Below are 21,750 nucleotides of genomic sequence, written 5' to 3'. Positions count from 1 at the left end.
GGGATATTTCTAATTATATACCCTAAAGTGGATAATTTCAATTTTATCCCTTTAAAGGTATAGTTTTAATTTTATACCTTAAATGGGATGAAGTAAGTTGGATGTCTAAAAGCTGCTGGAGATAAGGCAATATTATTTCACCCAGCAGTAAATACTTAATTTACCGCAGATAGAGTTATTGAAATAAAGGTTCTTGCTTTGTGACCAGTTCATCAGAGATTGAAGTTTTCATGGATGAGGAATTTCTCAGAGTACTCACAGATTCTTTCATTGAATTCGTGCTTGCCTTAGCTAACTCTTCTGAAAATCGTTTATAAAAACCAGCCCAACCTTCGGCTACTGAAGTTTGGCCCATGCTGCTTACCGTATCGATTAGTCCTTCTCCTTTATTAAATCCGTGGGGTATACCCTCGAGCAATCCTAAAACGCCACTTAGTACCGCTTTTCCATAAGCTTTCATCGTGAGCCAAACCTTCTCCCCTAAATTTTTTGATGAATTATCTAGAAGTGCATTAAAGTTTTTTGCTGTTTCTATTACATCCTTACCTAAATCTGCCAACAATTTATAATCTGCCCTGTCATTCCCAGTAAAGAATTCATTGATCTTATGCATCAATTTCAATCCACCATTGAGAAGTTCATAACCAGCGATAGTCAGGCTTAAAACTCTGAGTGATCCTAATTTCTGAGAAAGGGTTTCTTCATCATCTTGGTCTAAGTTTTCTTCTAATGTCTTTAAGTATTCTAGAATAGTTTTAGAAACATGATTCCTTACATCAGTAAAATCTTGTGGTTCGTCAATTGAGCTTTCTGGTATCTGGTGCGCTTTACGCATTTCCTTGATTAACTGATGGGCTTTTTCATTATTCGAAGGCATAAAATGCTCCTGCATACAAAATAAATGGTCAATTATAACAAAAGAAGCATGGAAATAGTTGAGTAAAATAATTTATTTGAAAAGATTTAATAAATTTTATCTCTTCAGAAGTACATTTTTCTCATCTAATTAGATTGTAAGTGAGTTATACTCATTTATTCATAATGCAGAGATCAAAAACCAATATTTTTTAACGTATCAACTCCATAGGCCAGGACCTCTATCTTTTATGTCAAGAAGATGGATAGTTCAAAGGAGAATTGGGGCGTAGAGCATAACTATGAATATTTTATTATTAGCTTTTGTTTTATTAGTTTGGGGGATGAATTGGCCCTTGATGAAATTGGCGATGAACTTTATACCTCCCCAATGGTTTGGTTTTACACGAATGCTCATAGGCAGTCTATTTCTTTTTTTATTGGTTATCATCCAGAAAAAATATACGTTTCCAAAACGCGGGGATATTCCTCATTTGTTTTCTGTCGGTGTATTGCAAGTTGGTCTTTTCACCGTATTGGTTAATTTTGGTCTTTTTTACAATGGGGTAGGGCATGCGGTTATTTTAGTCTATTCCACTCCACTTTGGGTGGCTCCCATAGCGATTATATTTTTCAACGAGTGTTTGAATTTACTCAAAGCTATTGGTTTAGTGGTTGGTATTTTAGGAATCATAGTACTTTTTAATCCATTTGACTTTAATTGGTCTAATCACGATGCGCTAATCGGCAGCGCCGCATTATTCTTATCAGCGCTTTTATGGGCGATTGCTATTCTTCATGTTCGCTTTGTTCCCTCACAATCGACCATATTGCAACTTATGCCGTGGCACTTATTAGTGGGTACAATAATCCTTGCAATAAGTGCTCTTATTTTTGAACCACATCCAGTGATCCACTGGACTGCGTTCTCGATATTATTGAATCTTTATATTGGAACGATTGCTACGGGTTTGGCTTTTTGGGGGGCTGTTGAAATGAGCAAACGTTTTCCTGCGGTTACCACATCTTTATCTTTAACTGGTGTGCCAATTATTGGTGTCGTTTGTTCGTTACTATTACTTGGAGAAAAACCAACCCCCAGTGTTTTGCTCTCTCTTGCCATGCTAACTATAGGGTTGATCTGTGTCATTTTAGGAGATTATCAAGAAAAAAAAGCTTAATCATTTCGCACAGTTCAGATTTGTTTAACCAAGACAGCAACTTAGGGTTTCTCGGGTACCCACAGCGCATGTCAAAAGAATTTCCCTCATTAATAGATAACCAAGAAAGCAAGGTACTGCTACGACAGCTGCGGCAGTTAAACAAGCTAAACCAATTGCCATAGATGTGATCAATAAAGCGGCAGGGCCAAGAGCAAGACCACATGCAGCACCTGCTGTAGCACCTAGAACACCACCGTAATAGGCCCCCAAACCTAATCCCACGGAACCACCTATTCCTGAACCAAATAACCCGAACTTAAGTAAAAAATGCTTCATTGTTAAAAACCAATTTAGTTAAAGATAATTATTTTTATATTGGACTACGCCAGGGGGACTTTAATTCAAATTAGTATAAACTAGCTCATTGATTTAACAAACGAAAAAATATTAAATCCTTTATAATATTCTTAGAAAACAAATTATATTTTTAGGCTAAGTAAAGAACAATTTGATTTTATGGTTGGGTTTACAATCATATAAATGCCTGTTGTTTCCACATACAACTAAATGGCCCATCTCTTTGGATTAAATCTTGGAATTGACCTTGTTCTACAAGTTGTCCTTTCTCCAATACCAGGATTCTATCCATTTGTTTTAATGTGGCAAGTCGATGAGCTACAATGATCGTGGTTTTACCTTGCATGATGTGCGTCAAGGCGCTTTGAATATAGCTTTCGGTGATCGAATCAAGCGCTGAGGTAGCCTCATCCATGATCAGAATTTTGGCTGGTTTTAAATAAGCTCGTGCAATAGCGATGCGCTGTTTTTGGCCGCCAGAGAGTTTCATTCCTCGCTCACCCACCAGAGTGTGGTACCCTTGGGGTAGTTGTTGGATAAATGCATTGCATTCAGCCAATTGTGCTGCATGATAGATCTCTTCTTCAGATGCTTCCAGATAGCCGTAACGGATATTATCCAATATGGAGCGGTGAAATAAGTCAACTTGTTGGGGGACTAATGTAATAGCACGTCGCAAACTGTGGATGGTGATCGTTTCTATGTTTTGTCCATCGATGGTTATTTCACCCCGAAAAGGTTCGAAAAGACGCAAGAGCAAATGAATTAAGGTGGACTTCCCAGCCCCTGAACTTCCCACAATCCCGACTTTTTCTTCTGATTCAATACGTAGGTTAAAATCCTTAAACAAAAGAATTTCGGGATTGTATCCAAAATCTATATGCTGCATCTCGATTACCCCTCTTGTGAGTGCCAAGGGTTTGGCATCAGGAAGATCGACCACATCATGGGGCAACATCAATACATTCATTGCTTGCCGAAATTCGCCAATACCTTTAATGCTGTCGCCAATGGTTTGTCCCAGTACATAAATATGACTTAGGCTTGTGATAAGTAAAGTAAGAACAAAAGCAAAATCCCCTGGTGTGACATCAGCATAAATACGTCCATAAATCAGAAGGCTCATAAAACTTGTCAGTAAAGTGAATGTCATCAGCCCTTGGAAAAAATGAAGTTTGAGTAAAGCCCATTGAACGTGTTGTTCCGAAATTTGTAATGAATCCAAGCTTAGGCCCAAGTGTTCTTTTTCAAACTGGGTTTGGCCAAAGATTTTTGCAGTAATGATATTGCTAATCACATCAATCAATCTTCCGCTCATCTGATTTTTATTGCGAGCGAAAAGTTCAGCCGATTTTCCCACGGATTGAGAGAGCCTTAATGTAATAAAAACAAATAACACCGTCCAAAAAATAAAGATTAGGGAAAAGCTCCAAGATATAGTGGCTAAGAAAAAGGTTACAATGACTGGTGTCGCCAGTCTTGCTATAAATCCTTCAAAAAAATTACGAATTAAGGGCTCCGTACCACTACTTACATCCTGTATTTTACTGGCAATATCACCAGCCAAATTACTTTGGAAAAAATGGATGCTGTGTTTGCTGATGTAATGGAAGAGATCATCAACGATTTTTGCTTTAACAGCAGGATACATTTTCATCGCGGCGTATAAATAGGCACGCATGGTAAGATTATGGTATAGATCCATACTGACATAAAGACATGCGGGAAGGAGGATATGAGGTAAAAGCGTTTCTTTGGGTGTATAGCTGACCACATCGATTACCCACTTCATCAAATAAGCCTGAAAGCTGCTTTCAAATCCAGCAACAACCACTGTAATGAAAAAAACCCAGAGGTAGCGTTTATTTTGTCGCAAATAGGGATTCAAAAATGCGAGGATTCCAGGGATTTTTTGCATAGCTAAATAGGTAAAGATTTTGCTTTTTAATGTAACACTGATTGTTTCTTGAAGCTAGTTAAGTGTAAGCATATTAACGCGATCTTTTCAAATGGACCAGGTACTACACGAGGGGCAGCACCTGATTTTGGTTATTTGTTAATTTTCAGTTTTCCTCACACCTTGTTCAATGCGTTCACCAATTTGTTGATCGATGTTTTTCCAGTATTCAAATGCTCTTTTTAACACAGGTTCAGTGACACCATTTTTGAGGTGACCAACGACGTTGCTCACCAGCCTGTTACGTGCTTCATCATCCATTACTTTACGTACGAGAGTATTTGCCTGGCCGAAGTTATTGTCATCTTTGCGGAGGGTATATGCTGCGTGTACGAATTCTCCATGTGCTTCCCATGTCGCTACCTCAGGATTTTTCGAGCTATCTGCCTTTGGGCCTCCTTTGGAGTTTGGTGCATAAACAGGATCCAAGACATTCTCAATACGCATTGCACCATCTTTGCTGTAGGAGTGAATAGGGCACTGGGGTTTATTAACAGGTATCTGCTTGTAGTTCACGCCCAATCTTGCTCGGTGCGCATCAGCATAGGAGAATACCCTTGCAAGAAGCATTTTATCCGGGCTGATCCCTGTTCCTGCCACCATATTGTTAGGCTCAAAGGCAGCTTGCTCGATTTCCGTGTGGTAATCAATGGGGTTGCGGTTGAGGGTCAATTTGCCGACCTTGATAAGAGGATAGTCTGCGTGTGGCCATACCTTTGTGAGATCAAACGGGTTAAAACGATAGGTTTCAGCTTCTTTGAACGGCATAATCTGCATGTGAAGTGTCCAACTCGGAAACTCACCTCGTTCTATAGCTTCATACAGATCTCGGGTATGGTAATCGCCATCTGTACCTGCCAAGCGATCAGCTTCCTGCTGAGTCAGAAATTCAATTCCCTGATCGGTCTTGAAGTGATACTTTACCCAGAACTTGTCACCCTGGGTATTTACCCACATGTAAGTATGGCTTGAAAAGCCGTCCATGTGGCGCCAGCTTTTTGGGATCCCGCGATCACCCATCAGCCATGTCACTTGATGGGCAGATTCAGGTGAAAGAGTCCAAAAATCCCACTGCATGTCATGGTCACGCAGGTTGTTATTGGCACGGCGTTTTTGAGAGCGTATAAAATGCTGGAATTTCATTGGATCACGCACAAAGAAAACAGGAGTGTTGTTCCCAACCATATCGAAATTACCTTCACTGGTATAGAATTTTACAGCGAATCCACGGGGATCGCGCCAGGTATCAGGACTTCCTCGCTCGCCTGCAACAGTTGAGAAGCGGAGAACTAAATCAGTTTTTGTTCCTGGCTGAAAAACAGCCGCTTTGGTGTATTTGCTTACATCTTCGGTTACTTCAAAATGTCCGAATGCCCCACCACCTTTTGCATGGGGTTGGCGCTCTGGGATTTTTTCACGATTGAAGTTTGCCATTTGCTCGATCAAGTAATGATCATGGAGAAGTATAGGTCCGTTTGGTCCAATAGTTAGAGAGTACTCATCACTTGGTATTGGTATCCCAGCATCTGTTGTTGTGAACTTTTGTTTGTTGTCCTTATCTGCCATTCAAGCATCTCCCTTAATTAAAGTAGTCGTTCTTTTTATAGATACGATATTTGTTATTCATTATATCTGTGGAACTTCAGAATGCTAGTTTTTGGCTATCAGGCTTGGCTGCACTCGGGAAAACCATTTCTGCATCTTCCATCAAACAAAAATAAAACAATATGGTAAATTTAACTATGATTTTATTAAGATTATGAAACTATATTGTATATGAGTGTCGCAATATTTGCAGCCCACCTTGATTTTGATCTGCTCAATTTCGGTAAATTGGAATTTACGCCTCAATATTCCGCTTGGGTATTAGAGGCGTATTACAAGGAGTGGGTATCTAATGACTCATGCCATTTTGCTACTACCCAAAGGGTTCCTGTTAGAAACCTTCAGCTACTTCCTTTGGGCTGCTTTCTATGAAATTAAAATTAACTAACTTTTAGGGATCTACGTGTGGAATTTTTCGATTTTTCATATCGCCGATCACTACCGTTGCAGGTTGTGCATCTGTCTGTGTATTTGTACCATCCATACCTAGAAAATCATCATAGGAAAAAGCGTATGAATTTAAATAGCTGTTTTGTGGATGATCTATATTTTTATCAAAACTCAATGCATGCATGGCCTCGGAGTAAACATTCACACAGGGGGCATCTCTAGTAGTGCCGCATTGATTTACAACATAGTCTACAGAATAGTCAACATTGTTGAAGTAGTATTTTAACAGCTCTTGCATTTGCTGTTTATTTCTGAAAACTGGATTACCTTGTGAATCAAAGAAATCTTTACCAATAAAAGCTGATTCTTTACGCATTAACATACCTGAAACAATGGCAGAAGTCAGATCTCGTGCAATAGTCGCATCCACTGCATTTTTATTATTAAATGGTACTTGTGCTCCCATTAAAATTGAATTACTGGCTTGTGGTAAACCCAGATTATAAGAAAAGGTTGCAGAACCTGGCTCGCCATCACGTGAAAAAACTAATGTTTGGCTGTTGGGCTCAAAAGCTCCTGACCAAATACCTTTATTTAATTCATTTAAATCAATTTTAATGGAACGATTTACAGAAGAAGAATAGTACCTACTCAGTTCATTGATATAGTTGGTAAAATATCCACTAAATCGATTGCCAAATCTGCCTGGGGCATCGACTCGCATTAAGGCATTTGCTGAATTGTAAACAACTAGACTGGACCATTCCGAATGCTTCCACCGCTGAGTACATTCAGGAGAATCTATTGTTTCACCCGCGGCACGGCAAATGATTGTTTTCATATTTTTAATGACACCATCAAGTCCGCCAAAATGCCCATACTCCTGGCCTGCTTGTTTGATTGTATAAGGGATGGCAATAAAATCTACTCCTGTCGGGTTAATAACGGTTTCGCCACTGGTACTGTAATTAAACTCGACCTTATCAAAAAGTGTTCCATTTGTGGTTGTCTGAGGGTTGTTTACATCGGGTTGTTTTGGGGTTAGGGAATCCTTGTCTGTAGGCATATCCAGGGTATTTCCAAAAGAAATATAAATTCTGCCAGAAGTAAGATGAGGTATGCAGGCTTGTGCCATTCCTCCTGAATTAGGAATTAACTCGGACAATGAAATGCCATAGTCTTTTCCATTCATATTTATATTAGTAATATCAACAAGGGTACCAACACGGTTTCCATTATTAAACTTTACATAAGCATGTTTTTTGGTGGCTGGATCAATACCTAACACTACAATGTATGTGTTTCTATTTTCAATATGTGTGTTGTTTGTTTTTGATAGGTCAAAGCTGACCGACATTCCGCCACCCTGACATTGATTCTGTGAGAAAGCAGACTCACTCATAGTGAACAAAGCAGTAAACCCGAGTAGTAAAACACTTGACCTGCTCAATTTGGAAATTTTCATTACATAAACCTCACTAAGGTGAACAATTTAATTTTTCTAAAAGGGCTTAGTGCTCCAGAACTTGTGTTATGGCGCAAAAAACAAACTTAAATAGTCATAGATTGATTATTATACAGGTTTACTGACTGTATTTTCTATAACCAACTAGAGAAAAGGCTGAATTAACTTGAAATGGCTAAGTCTGATCTTTTTAGTTATTTGTTTTCAGGATTCAGCAGCAATCTTTGGCTGGTGCTTCGAACTAACTTGTTTACGAATTAAGGGCTATTAAAATTTTCTTTGCGTCTCGATAACCCGCAGCGATTCTTTTTTTGATTGTATTAGAGGAAAAATCAAAGGGTGCGCTTACATTTTCTGGATCCTTGCTTTCAATATAAAGGATATTTTCTATGTATTTGTAATTGATTAGCCGTTGATATCCTGGTAGCTGTTTGATAGGGCTATTAGAAGGTATAATTTTGTCAATTTCATTGATTACTTCGATGTATTCATTAATTTTTTCCGTTAATTCTTTATTAAATCGGATCTTATTGGAAAACTGAATTTCAAAAACTCTGTCAAAAACGTCAGCCATATTAGCAGGGATTTTACCTTGGCTGGGGAAAAGATTGATGACAATAATTTGCTTTTCTACCGCCGGATCAGGATCCAGACATTCTAAAACAGGGGAGAGTGGTGTATTTTCAAATAACCCTCCATCCCAATAATAGGTTTTTTTTATCAGGGTCATAGGAAAACCAGGAGGCAAACTGCCGCTTGCCAAAACATGCAAAGGAGTAATTTCTGTTCGATTATTACCTTGATTTGTAAACGTTTTTACCTTACCCGTTGCAATATCTGTTGCAGTAAGAATTAAACGCGTAGAGGTATTATTTACTTTTTTAAAGTCAATATACTTTTCTAATAACTGTTGTAACGGTTTAGTGAAATAAAAACTAGTCCAATCTGTTAAATTCCAATAGTCAGTCCGTGGATAAAAAAAGGATGGATTACCAAATAAAGCCAAATAAGAACTCAATTTATCATTTAGAAAAGGAGATGAAAAAATCGTAAACTCTTCCCACATTGCTTCAAGAGTCGCGATGGGATCATCTTTAGATCCGACAAGGGCTACAGCATTAATAGCCCCTATAGAAACTCCTGAAACAATATCGAGTGAAAATTGAGGATTTTCATAAAGACGTTTTAAGGCGCCGAACTCGTAAGCTCCTAGCGCACCGCCTCCTTGCAGCACCATCCCTGTTTGCTTCATGTTATCCATCTCAATGTCGGTTGATTACATCTTTAAGTATAGATTACTTTACTCTTTAAATTCGAGATGCAGAATTATCTGTACTTCATTTTTCCAAGTCTATGATTCTCTTCCCAAAATTTTCTTTTTTGAGTTTGTTCAGCTTTCCTTAATATATTGATTGCTATAATTATAGCCAATAGGGCAAATAAAAAACCAAATGGCAATTATTTTCCATATTATCCAGTATCAATGAATGATGGAGTAGAAAGTATGACAATTTTTGTAAATGATGCTTCATTTGAAAATTTAAATTCTGTATTTGAGTATTTAGACGAGTATGAAAATAAAGATGAATCAGAACCCTTACTCTCTTTAACTGTTCGTTGTACTGAAGCGCTAAAAGAAGATGAATTTGCCCAGTTACTGGCATTTATTATTAAAAAACAAAAAGTTGCTTTTCAAATAAACGTGCAAAAAGAAGAGCATGAGGCTTTGACTCCGCAAATGATTGAGCAAAACAAACTTCTTACCGATGCCTATATAGTTGCCAAAAGAAAGATATTCAGCCAAAAACACCCCGATCCAAAAGATCAAGTAAAAGGGAAAGAGCCTGCTGAAAAAAGCCTTCGTAAAGCCAAGATAGATTTAGTCAGGGGGGTAAAAGAGAGCGGCATACAAATTCAACAACAACAGCAACAGCAGCAGCAACAGCAACAACAAACAGTTCAACAAACTACGAATCGGAAGGCGCGGGAAAAAAGAGAACGCGTGAATCTCGAGCTTGTTGTTAAAGCTCAAAGTGAAGAAAATCCTCATGGTGAATTGATAACAGAACTTAACATTGAGGCGCAATTAAGAGATTTTGCTAATCAGATTCATCCCGGTAAAAATATCGATTTGGGAGAAATATGGCATAACCTAGTAGGGAAAGATGCTTATAAAGTTGATAAAAAACAACGTATTGCAGCTGTCGAAAAAGAAGCGATGGAAGCGATTATTCGCAATTATAATGAGTTTAGATATGGGTTGGTCTTTGACAATTTACCTTCAGGCTTTTATCTAGAAAAAGAGGACGAAAATACAATATTAAGATACAGCCCAGCACCTCAATATCAAAATGTTACTAATCCCCTCACGCTGAAACTGGCTGAACCTGTTGAATCAATTGGTTCACATCAGCAGTTCATTCTGCAACTTCTTGCTGGAAAAGATCGTTCACCAGAGTACATAAATTCTGCATTAAATGGCAAAAATCAAGAGTTTAATAAGGCATACCCAAATGCGAAGGATTACAAAAAACGTTTCGCAGAATTAACTGGCAATACTCCATCAAAAATAAAGGGGGCATTCAACTTTTTCTTAGCTGAGTTAGTAGGCAATGATCCGCAACGCTTGGAAATGATTAAAAGCCGTCTGAGTTCATTTAACTTTAGCGATAAACAGTACCAGGGACTTGCCAGGGTACTAATAAATAATGGTGATCGAGGGATATTAAAGTTTTTCGAGCAAATGTCTGTTCTCCAAGATAAAGAGTTATTTACAACTTTTGATAAAGTTTTTCTGCAAAACAACTTTAATTATGACACCTTACTGACTGAGCGTGGCCTGAAAAATCTGGAAAATATGGCCAAACTCACTGGACCACAATTGACATGGTGGGAATCCCTTGTAACCGAACATCAAAAAGGAGGAGCTCCTACCGATTTTAATGAATTGTTCGAAGCATACAGTTTTTTTCTCGAGGAGATGGGGAAATTAGGACTGAAACAACTCCCACTTGCGTGTCCTATCAAGAACTTTGGGCATATGAAACCAGCGTTAGATAGAGCATTAACTATTCTTCGTAATGCAAGTGACAGAGAGGAACAATTAGCTTGCTTGGAAGGCTTGGATTATAGCCCTTATGGTGCGTATCATGCTAGCCAATATGATGGCTACAAATTGGTTTCCAAGGAAATGGGAATTAAAATAGAGAGTGAACGTGCTCCGTTAAGCTATTCATTTAGATCTCGTGCAGATTTTTTTTCAAAAATAAATTTTACTCATAATAATGAAGAATTTGATTATAAAATATCGGAAGAATTTTTTTATCGCTTTATTGGTCAGCAAGATTGGGCATTTTCATTAGATACTTACAAAGAAATGGTACAACTTGTTAATGAGAACACGGAGTTTTTTCAAGAATCAGAATCACCAGAAGGAAATAAAGCGATATTGCTGAGCCTTATTGCATTTATGACGACGGGACCTAATGCATTAAAGAAAATAAATGATCCTGTTGCTGAAGTAAATTCTCTTATTAATCGGATCGCACGTTATCAAGAAAGTTTGAAAGGTACTCCTCGTGCTCGTGTTCAGTTGGTGGGTTATTTAGGCAGCTTAAAAAATTCTGATCCTAAATTTACTCCAACCCCCGCTGAATTAGAAAAAATTATAGATTTCTTATCCGGAGAGGATTTAGAAGTTGATTTTAATAGTAGGCTAAATGGAACATTAAGCCTACTAAAAACTTATGGAGATAAAGTTTATCTTATATTTGATAATATCAAGCAACGAAAGAGCATGGAGGTACAAGGCAATAATCAGATAACACACATGTCTTTTCATCGTTTGGTCAATGTTATAGCCCATCCACAGTTCGAAGAGAAACTTATAGGGAATGATTCCAGGCAAATAAAAGGTATATTTGATTCAAATCCTGAAGGCATAGAAGATATGCAACGCTTTGTAGCGATGCTTTCATTGCTTAGTGATGACCTTACAGATGGAGATTTTAGTACTGAAGCACTTGGTTTAGCAGGAATGGTACGGTTTTTACCAAGAAGCCAACGCGATCTATTCTTCTCTGTAATAGATGATATAGACATTTCCAGATCTACTTCTTTACCTTCTCGTGATAATTTGTCGGAGATCCTGCTCGCAATAAAAGAGTATCCCCAAGAGTATAATAATCGAGAGGCTATTTTAAAGTTAGTTCAAGAAGTTCTTCCTGATACCAAAATTGGTAAAGAGCCAATTAATGAATCATTGGTTGGATTAGTTGGTGTTTTTCAAGATTTCTTTAAAGGCATGAACTTCAATGAGCTTATTGAGAAGGCTATTGTTGAAGATATAGTACCAAATCTTCCAGGGTTACTTCAAGAAAGAGCAACAAAGACCTTAAGAAAGGATACTGAAGCATTTCGTTCTGCAGTCGATCAATTTAAAGATTCTTTAGCAATAGAACCAGTTGACCTTGGAGTGGCATTACAAAAATTAAAAAATTTGGACGACGAAACAGCGAAACTTGTTAATTATAAGTTTGCCAAAATTCCAGTCTTACCTTTTGTACGAGGAAAAATTCTAAACCTGGCTGGGGAAGAGCATCAAGATAAACTGGCTGCGTTCTTTGAGAGAAAAACGTTAATGGTTTTACTCAAAGAAAATCTTGAAGCGCGTTTTAAGCAAAATCTAAATAGCTCAATCAAAGTATTGCAAACCGCTAATGAACCATTTAATAAGTTTCTAACAGATGCCTTAGGTGGGATCGATGATAGAAAACCAATTGATAATGCATTAAAAGAATACAGTGATCGTTTTGACATAGTTAATGGATTTACCAATGTACTCATTCGGATTAGAAATCGTAATGAAGCGGACTATCGAAGAGTACTGGCATTAATTAACTCTCCTGCTAATCTGCCTCATTTCCAAATACCTAAGATGTTACAAATGACTCAAATCATGAGTTATTTGTTGGAACAACCTAATGTGTCTATCGAATCGCAACTCAATATTATTTTAAATGCTTTAGAGACACATAAACCCAGCATAGAAACAATTAAAAAATCTTTGGAACAAGTCAAACTTCTAGTGAAGTCAAGTGAATCACTGGGTGTGGAAGCTTATAAAGCGTTGTTAAAAGCTTCTTTAAATCACAATTTAACGAAACCAGAACTTTTTCCACTCCGACAAATGATAGCGCTCAAGTCCATTCCTAATATTGATGAAGAGCAATCCGAGGAATTATTTAACCGCCTTGTGAGTGTCATCGAACGCATTCCTCCACAAGTGCCAGATGTGGTTATTAGCCAATTTATAAGCGCGACAACGAAGGCGATTGAGAGTAAGGTAGTAAGCACGCCGACCATAGTCCCTTTGACCACACTTTTATTAAAAAAATGTACTCATTGCAATGAGTTGGAATTGCAAACCTATATAGAATTGCTTGACAGTTTACCCGAAGATCCGCAAGCACAAGCGAAATGGATTAAAATTATTACTCGTTCAGCTACTGCAAACGATATAACACTCGAGCAGATTAAGTCACTCCAAGCAGGTTTAGTAAAACATACTTTCTCTTTAGATAAAATTGCCAATTTATTTTCTTATCAACCTTACCCAAAATTAGATAAATTATTGACTGCACTAGCAGATAATGAACAGGCACTTGATCAATTTATAACAAATTTTGATAAAGATCCGAAATCTGGCCGTGCTCCTACCGTAGATCCAAAAACAGGTAAAGTTAAAACCACTGAGGAAATCATTCATGATCAATTCGAGACAAACCGTATTCAATCAGTAATAACGGGGATTAAAGGTATTCTCGAAAATAAAAATCTCTCCCCGCAACAACAATATGATTTGACTCAACAAATTGTTTACATCAACGCCATAGGAAAAGATTTCCAACTTAAGGTTGGGGAGAAAACTTACCCCAAATTAATCGAGGCAAGCCGTGAACAACTGCGTGAACTTTCAGATGAGTTAATCAAACAATTAAGGACTCCAGGCCATACTCCAGAAGAAGAACGCGCAATAAATTTAAAATTGCTGGCAGTTATGCGTGAAATGCATTTCCGCAGTACTGGAAAATTTCCGCGAACAACGCAAATGATTACTTTGCTGCTCTCCCTGGATAATCCTGATAATTTATTAATGGAAATCAATACCGGTGAAGGAAAGAGCATCACTACAGCATTACTTGCTGCCTTACAATGGGCAAAAGCAAAAGGTGATACAGTTAATGTATGTACCGCCAATATGGGCTTGGTTGACCAAGACTACACTCAAAAAGGTGCGGTAAACTTTTTCGATTGTATGGGGATTCCTTCGGCTATTGTGCGTTCTGACTCACCTGCTGGAACTTATAAAGTTGGCGGTATTAACTATTCGAACGTTGCTAATCTATCTTTATATCGTTCACGAGCCAAACTGGAGGGTGAATCACTCACTGCAACGGTTGATGGCCGCGAAATTGCAACTCATTTAATTCTTGATGAGTCAGATTATGTCACGTTGGAAGATAAGACACTCTTTAATTTGGCAATGGGAGTAGAGGGTGGTGGTGACACAGAAGATAATCCTTTTGCCTGGGTGTATCCATTAATTAATGAATTTATCGATCAGGAAAAATTCCAAAATCTTAATCCAGATAAAGGAGATGTATGGACGAGGCTACGTGATATTAAAGAGCTTAAAACCTTTTTGGATGAACGTGCAGGAACTGTGGAAAACAAAAAGTTATTAGCCAGTTTAGAAGATAAAAAATTTGATAACTGGTTGAGTGCAGCCTGTGTCGCTAAGCGCCGAATCCCTGGTACCCATTATATTATTCAAGAGGAAAAACGAAATATAAATGGAGAAGAAAAAAAGGTATATACCGTTGTTCCCTTAATTAATACAGTACCACAGATTGGCGCTATTTTTTCTAATAGTGAACAACAATTCCTCCAGGCTCGTTTACAAAAAGAAGATACAAAAGGGCGTCTATTCCCGATTGATCCAGAAATGTTATTTGTTGCTAGTGAATCAGCCAAGGATTTCATTGATGCTCATCGTGAGCGAGGCAGGATTATAGGTATTTCAGGTACTGTAGGTGTGCCTCATGAATTAATGGAGCAACAGGTTAAATATGGCTTAAAGGCGATCAGTATTCCTCCTCATGAAAAAAATCTTCGCGAAGAATTAAAAACCCGTGTCACCAAATCAAGAACGGCTCAAGTAGATGAAATTAAGAAACACTATAATTCGCTTATAAAAACAAATAGTGAACAAACACAACCTGTATTAATGATTTGTAAAGACATTAACCAGGCTCGTGACTTATATAACAAATTAGGTTCTCCTGCAGGGCAAATTGAGGGAAAAGAACTGCAAATAATTACTGGTGAGGAATCTGAAGAAGAACGTCAACGGATGATTGAAAAAGCAGGTCAACCTAATGTCTTTACGATTTCCACGTCGTTACTTGGTAGAGGGACGGATATCGATCCAAAACATGACGATGGCTTATTTGTTATCCAGGCTTATCTTGATACAGAGCGTAATACGCGCCAAATCATTGGTCGAGCAGCACGTAATGGAAAAGTGGGTCAATATGTTGCTATCTATGATGAAAATGATATACCCCATAGGCAACAATTTGGTTCGCTGATGAAAATGTCTTCTGCTGAACGGGCAAAAACGCTGAAAAAAATTCAAAAAATAATGAATCAAGAAGCGGCTGTTGAACGACACTTTATCCAGGAAGTTGCTATGATTCAACAGGTTGCCATGAAGCAATTTGATGAGTGGCAAGGATTTCTGAATCATTTACATAGTGAACCAGAGCGTAAAGAGCTTAAAAAATCACTCTTATTGATGCGTGAGGGATTGATCACAGAGCTCACTGAACAATGGAGGTTGAGACTTGAAGAGTCTGATCCAAAGAAAGAATATCCTAATCCTTATATTCGTCGAGATCCTAAAGGAAAATTGATCACTCAAGATCTTAATGCAGCATTAAAAAGTTTTGAAGTGGATGCGGCAAGGATTTGGGCTGAGACTCGAGTTAAATTAAGCGGAAAAACGGAGAATAAGCTCAATGTACCTGTTGAACAATTGCGTGCAGAATATATGCTTCAGATTGATTTTTCTGAGCAATTAAAGTTAAGTAAATTTAATGCACGTGAGGAAAGAAAAGCCACTGCCAAAGAACAGGAACTTGCCTTAAGACGTATAGAGTCCGGTTTGGATCCGGATGCTGCTGTATTGCGCTTTGGTGGAACCGATGGTGTGCCCGAGGAGATGAAACAACGTTCAGCTTGGACGCAGTTAAAGTTAATTGCAAGTAATTTCAATGATGTGGCTGAACGAACCTCTTTAAAGGATACAATCAGACTTCCTTTATTGGAAGGGGAGAAAGCCGAAAGTAATGAGCGCTTAGAAGAGATATTTACTCAATTTGCTACAGCTTTTCAGGATCTTAAAGCACAAGGGTCCTTAAGTGAACGAAATCGCATGCAGCCGGTAGTGGTCGAGTTTCTTGCTGTTTATAATCAGGTTAAGGGTCTTTTTTCTCATGAAGTGGATCATGAAGTGGATGGACCTAGAGAGGATGCTGAGGAACAATCACTACCTAGAATAATGAACCAATTGCAAACTGATTATATTGATACTGTGGCGAATCAACTTGCGAATGATTTGGATCACATGTTTTCTTGGGCGAAAGAGAAGACAGGATTCTTCTACTTTATAGAACGGACTGCTGTTAAAAAAGCAGTGGCAGAAGTCCTGGAGGCTACTAATGCACTTACTAATGCCGGCTCAGAGGAAAAACAGGAAAGAATAAAAGAACTCTATCGATTATTACAAAAGCACCAAGCCAAATTGGAGGATTTGTGGATTCCTTCTTTCGGCCATAAAAATACACGTGATCTCATTAAAAATACCTTAAGGACTTTTGATGACTTGGCACGTGTTGCGGATTTACCTCCAACGTTTAGAGCTGAATGCCGTGAACAAGCTTTATTTGACGTACATTTTGAGAAGTATTCATCGCTTATTGCTGAAACGGACAAAAAAATACAGCAGAAATATCCTGAAAAAGACCAAACGGAAACAGCTAAAGAAGCGAGAGCGGAATGGAATGCAATTAAAGTAGAAATAGAAGATATTCGTCAGAATAATAAAAGTTTGTATGCATTTTCCGAGATCGATCAGTGTCTTGCTCGCCATAAAAGGATATTACAACATAATGGCTCACCCCTTCTTAAATTCTTACAAGAATTAATTTATAAGCTACTTCCCAAATCAGAAGAGGTGAGTGAGCAATATCCTGAGTTAATGGATAACAGTCGCTATCTATCAAATAAAGCGGAACAAGTGCAAAAAACTTTAACCGGACTCCAAGATGTTGACAGTGTAAAACAGGTTTCAATTAAGCATGGACATACTGGCTTTAGTGAATACTTCGACTTAGTCGTAGAGGGGGCGGGTAAGGAAGCGGTATTTACAGGTTTTACTCACTATAATACTCAGTTAGGTAATTTTATAGCGCAGCATCAAAGCAAAACAGAAGAAGCACGTCTCCTGCGAGAAAAACATACCCAACTCCACAACTACATTGAAACAAAAATTTCGAGGCCCATTACTGGGGAACAACCTGTACTTCCAGTTGGGGAAGGATTGCCAGTGCAATTTAATGAGACCGTAACAAAAATTAATACCCATATCAATTTATTAAATAGCGAGGGTGTTTTAAATGATGATGAATCGTTTTCTGCTGAAGCAAGAAGACATATTAGTAATCGTACATTGGTTAGTGGTTTGACCGCACACAATTACCCTGGAGCTTTACAAAACTGTACTGACGAAACAACCAAGCGGGTTTTTGCAGAATATTTCAAAAATTTCAATGAGAATACAAAAGCAGTAAAGAAGTTAGAACAGGCGGAAGCAGCATTACGGATACAACTTGAAGAAGCTGAAACAGCGAAAGGAAAAAAAGAAAAGGGGGGGATTATAAATTTTCTTTCCACTTTGGCTAGTGATGACCCCGAAAAAGTCAAGGTTAAAATTAAACAAAATGCGAAAGAGTTGGAGGCTGCTCGATATAAAGTAAATTTAGGTCTACTACAGCAGACAGAAATAGATCGATTGGATGAGCAGGCTAGATCGACATTTAAAGAACAATTAATTGTGGAAATCACTTCCTTGCGTGATCAATTAAGCGAACATCGAGAAGGGCTGGCACAAGCCATTGAATTGCTCAATCCACAAATCGATTATTTGGATAAAATGATTCTTGAAGAAAAAGGCAAAAGTAGCATTATGATGCGACGTTTTGAAAGTTTTGATGAACTTTTAGCATATGAGGCAACACTGAAGACAATGCCTAAAAAAGTTATGCAAGTGGAAAATGATGAGGTGGATAACGTAATAGGAGAGGTTATCGAAAATGATGAGCTGTCCAGTAGTCATATCAGCCAAGTTCTCTAACATGCAAAGTTTAAGGAGGAGTTTGGATTGATGAAGTTATCTACTCCATCGCTTTTTTATAGGTCTTTGTTGGTTATTCCTACTTCAGTATCCGAAGTAGGAGATTTAGATGAACGTTGCGATTTGGGAGTTTATCCATTTAGGCATGTGGCTTGAGATAGCGGTCAAAAAACTCCGGTAAGTCTTCTAATGCTTGTACTCTTGCTGTCTCATTAAAACCAATATGATAATGTTCTCCTTTTTCATCAATCACTTCTTTTGAAGCAGGAAACTCAAAGTTATCAAATCCATGCAAGGCGTCTGAATAAATTTGGATGGAAACATTTTGATTGTTATCAGTGCTTCGATTGACTAAATGAATGCAATCTTGCGTTGTAGATCGATCATCATTGTCGCCAATAAATATTTTTGTGTTCGCTCTGAGTTGCGCTCCTTCCGCGAGCCTATGACATACACCGTAAAAAGAAGCTGCTGCCTTAAAGGGAATTTGTTGATAAGGCTTGGGATCGTGTTGCACTGACTCCATGACTTTCAGTACATCGAAACCTCCCATGGAAAATCCTAAAATTCCTATGCGTCCAGAATCAACAAATTGAAGGTGGCTAAGATATTCATAGGCTGGAACGATATCATCAAGTTGTGCTTGTGTGGCTTTTTCCCAGCCTACGGAACGACGATCTTCCCAACCCCGGGGTTTAAAGCTATCAATTATAAATACCACATACCCATGTTCTTTTAATCGAGTAGCCCAATCGTAATTAACTTGTTCAATACCTGTGCTGGCATGTAACAATAAAATAGCAGGAGATTTGGTGGGTGCATCAGGAATATAAAGACTGTGATGCGGATCATTGGGATTAAAGACATAATCTGTATCTTGTGCCAGTACGTTGGTACATACTATGAATAAAGCCAATAACATAAAGAGTATTTTGGGGTAACAAAACATAATTTTTAATTCCTTGATTTAAGCGGTTCAATTTATAAATTTAGGGATAAAATAAGTGAAAATCTCCCTCGTTTAACAACGTTGTTATTGTTTGATAATCCAAAGTATTCGCTATTTGGCACGCGTTTTGGAATTTCAATCCAATGGCAGAAGCCAGAGCGGACAAGGAAGACGGTTTGAAGTTGTACTGGGAGACATAGCCTTTTTCATAAAGGTTTGTGGTCACAAAATAATCATAACCTCGTGCGGTATGATCAGGATTCCAAACCATTTCCTCGCCGGGAGAGGGGGTGAGAATGATATGTTGGGCATCTGCAATTTCCTTTTCAAGGTTGTAAGTATCCATGCCATAAGTGGATAGCAGTACTTGCACTCGATATTGTGTAAGTAATTCATGCGTCAACCTTTTGAGTTTATCCTGATTGGATTCAGTGTCCAGATAAACAATGTCGGGATCATAAACTTGATTGCCAATCAAAAGACCGCCGCCTTTGATGACGGTACTTTTCCAATATTCATAGCCTCTAAGCATTTCACGACCTTTGGAACCCTCTTTTCCAGTCAATGGTAAAGCGACGCCCATGCGCAGTTTTTTATGTATGCTTGAAGTAAATTCAGGAATAAACGCTAAACCATTAGGGCCAGCATGGGTTGGAATAGAAGTGAATTCAAACGTATGCAAATCTATTTTAGACAGATGCTTGTCTGTTGCATTGGATACATAAGCATATTGCCCATCTGGGTTAACCAGAACATTAATGGGATTCAAGCCAGTGACTAATCGCTTTATAACGTGACCCGAACCAACATCAATCACTGCAACTTGATGATCAAAGGGGGCTGGCGCTAATACATATTTTTGGTCTGGCGTAATATCCGAGTAAAGAATTGGACCCAGATTTAAATTGTTCCATTGTTTTTTAATGGCGAGTGTCTCTGGATCAATAAAGACGATCTGATTCACAGCCGACACCATAAGAGAACGATTATCTGGAGTATATTTTAGACCCCGTACCGCTGAGGGTAATGTTAAACTTCCTGTAATCACTCCTGAATCAGGATCGATTCGAATGACGCCGTCTTTCCCGGCCATTAGCCATAAGGTTTTTCCATCTTTGGAGAAAATCAAGTTATGTGTATGGGGACTCACTTCAATTTTTTTGACAATGGTTTTGGTATCCACATCAAAAACAATAATTTTGCCCCCTTTTTCTACATTAACATAAAGTTGTTTCTCGAAGGGAGGGCGTAATTTAACGCCATGGGGCGCACTATCAATGCCTGAGTACGCTTTGTTTTCTAATGATTCAAAAGTAAATAGCCGATATTTCTCTACCTGATTTGGCAAGTCGATGACAGAGATTGATACGCCGGGTACGCCAGATCCACTATCGTAGTCTCTAATGCCAAAATTGCTGACATATGCTGTTTTTCCATCTTGTGCAACAGCGATTTCATGGGGGAGAAAAGCAAGTTTCAGGCTGCCCTGTCTTGTGCCTGTATCGGGATTATAGAAACTGATACGGTCTGCATTTTCTTCAACAACAGCTAAAGTTGAGTTGAGGGGAAGGGAATAGGTGACATCATTGAAAATACCCAGGAAAATGGATAGCATCCAGCTTTTTTTGAGCATAATTAAATCCCTTTATAAATAAAAAAAGTGTGGCCATGATATTGGTTGAATAGAATCTTGTCAATATATATAGGCGCCTATATATTATTCAAAAAGGAGAAGTCCATGACATTTAATTTGAATGAACATACGGGTGTATTAATTAAAAAAGCAGCCCGTTTGTTTGAGCGTGTTTCAAATCTTAATCTTGAGAAGCTTGGTGTAACCTATAGTCAGACCATTTTCCTGGTTCGTTTATGGGAACGAGACGGTCAAACTCAAATGGAACTCACAAAAAGTGCAGGGCTTAAACAGCCTACGGTTGTCGGTATTCTTAATAAGATGGAACGAGACCAGCTTGTACTACGAATTCGCAATGAACGGGATAAGCGTTATTATCATTTTTTTCTTACTGAAAAGGCAAAAAAAGCGTGTCGTGAATTAGAAAAGCAGGGAATGTTGATGCAAAGCCTGTCTACTGGAAATTTACCTGGCAAAGAGGTAAAGCAGTTAAATGATAATCTGTTATCTATTATAGAAAATCTGGAGGGTTTTCTTGAGAATATTCACGATTAAAAATTGATGTACCCTATCAATTATCCAAAATATTCAAGTAAAAAAGGGCAACAAATAAAAAAAATCCCCAAGATCAAATAAAATAAAAATTGATCTTGGATGCGTCTTTGCTCTTTTTCTCTTGGTCGAAGTATATAAAACGCTATGAAAAGAAAGACAACACCAATTAGTATGCTTAAAATTTGCGCGTATAAAAATACGGGCGTAAAATATCCAGGGGTGGTCTGCACAATATTTTCTTCTATGGGATTAACTTGAACTGCAGCAGTAAATAAATTCATTTTTTTAAGTATAAAAAATATTTTTTATTATCCTCGCTCCATTTGACCAAGATTTCAAGTAGG

The 21,750-nt window shown here is 38.1% G+C and carries 11 protein-coding genes; 3 read left to right on the top strand and 8 right to left on the bottom strand.

Annotated elements, in window-relative coordinates; translation table 11 throughout:
- Positions 1-175: 175 nt before the first annotated feature.
- Positions 176-877 (bottom strand): hypothetical protein, encoded by a 702-nt coding sequence (locus LXO92_RS13270; protein WP_182350027.1) that lies wholly within the window; start codon positions 875-877, stop codon positions 176-178.
- Positions 878-1,157: 280 nt separating this feature from the next.
- Here LXO92_RS13270 and LXO92_RS13265 point away from each other — a divergent pair, with 280 nt between their 5' ends.
- Entirely contained in the window at positions 1,158-2,036 is an 879-nt protein-coding gene (locus LXO92_RS13265; protein WP_182350026.1) for a DMT family transporter, read from the top strand.
- Between the two features lie 24 nt (positions 2,037-2,060).
- Here LXO92_RS13265 and LXO92_RS13260 read toward each other — a convergent pair whose 3' ends face one another.
- The 5 genes from LXO92_RS13260 to LXO92_RS13240 all read right to left on the bottom strand — a co-directional run bounded on the left by LXO92_RS13260 (position 2,061) and on the right by LXO92_RS13240 (position 9,044).
- Entirely contained in the window at positions 2,061-2,354 is a 294-nt protein-coding gene (locus LXO92_RS13260) for a hypothetical protein (RefSeq protein ID WP_182350025.1), read from the bottom strand.
- 196 nt (positions 2,355-2,550) lie between these two features.
- The gene (locus LXO92_RS13255; RefSeq protein ID WP_182350024.1) at positions 2,551-4,263 is read right to left on the bottom strand and encodes an ABC transporter ATP-binding protein; all 1,713 of its coding nucleotides are present in this window, start codon (positions 4,261-4,263) and stop codon (positions 2,551-2,553) included.
- Between the two features lie 168 nt (positions 4,264-4,431).
- A complete protein-coding gene (locus LXO92_RS13250) occupies positions 4,432-5,898 on the bottom strand; it encodes a catalase (protein WP_182350023.1) in 1,467 nt (488 codons plus the stop codon).
- A gap of 430 nt (positions 5,899-6,328) precedes the next feature.
- A complete protein-coding gene (locus tag LXO92_RS13245; protein ID WP_182350022.1) occupies positions 6,329-7,792 on the bottom strand; it encodes a beta-1,3-glucanase family protein in 1,464 nt (487 codons plus the stop codon).
- Positions 7,793-8,042: 250 nt separating this feature from the next.
- Positions 8,043-9,044, bottom strand: coding sequence for a patatin-like phospholipase family protein (locus tag LXO92_RS13240; RefSeq protein ID WP_182350021.1), 1,002 nt, complete (start codon positions 9,042-9,044; stop codon positions 8,043-8,045).
- A 252-nt stretch (positions 9,045-9,296) separates the two neighbouring features.
- Between LXO92_RS13240 and LXO92_RS13235 the strand changes: the two genes are divergently transcribed.
- Positions 9,297-18,269 (top strand): hypothetical protein, encoded by an 8,973-nt coding sequence (locus LXO92_RS13235; protein ID WP_232891149.1) that lies wholly within the window; start codon positions 9,297-9,299, stop codon positions 18,267-18,269.
- Positions 18,270-18,408: 139 nt separating this feature from the next.
- Here the strand turns inward: LXO92_RS13235 and LXO92_RS13230 are convergent, their stop codons facing one another.
- Entirely contained in the window at positions 18,409-19,218 is an 810-nt protein-coding gene (locus tag LXO92_RS13230) for a dienelactone hydrolase family protein (RefSeq protein WP_182350019.1), read from the bottom strand.
- A 40-nt stretch (positions 19,219-19,258) separates the two neighbouring features.
- Complete coding sequence (locus LXO92_RS13225) at positions 19,259-20,851, bottom strand: hypothetical protein (RefSeq protein WP_232891148.1); 1,593 nt, start codon at positions 20,849-20,851, stop codon at positions 19,259-19,261.
- Between the two features lie 105 nt (positions 20,852-20,956).
- On the opposite strand from LXO92_RS13225, the gene LXO92_RS13220 reads away from it, so the two are divergent.
- Complete coding sequence (locus tag LXO92_RS13220) at positions 20,957-21,406, top strand: MarR family winged helix-turn-helix transcriptional regulator (protein ID WP_232891147.1); 450 nt, start codon at positions 20,957-20,959, stop codon at positions 21,404-21,406.
- Positions 21,407-21,750: the final 344 nt, after the last annotated feature.

The sequence above is a fragment of the Legionella resiliens genome (assembly GCF_021344005.1).
Classification (GTDB): Bacteria; Pseudomonadota; Gammaproteobacteria; order Legionellales; family Legionellaceae; genus Legionella; species Legionella resiliens.
Note: the sequence above shows the minus strand (reverse complement) of the source record. Positions and strands in the feature narration are given on the sequence as shown.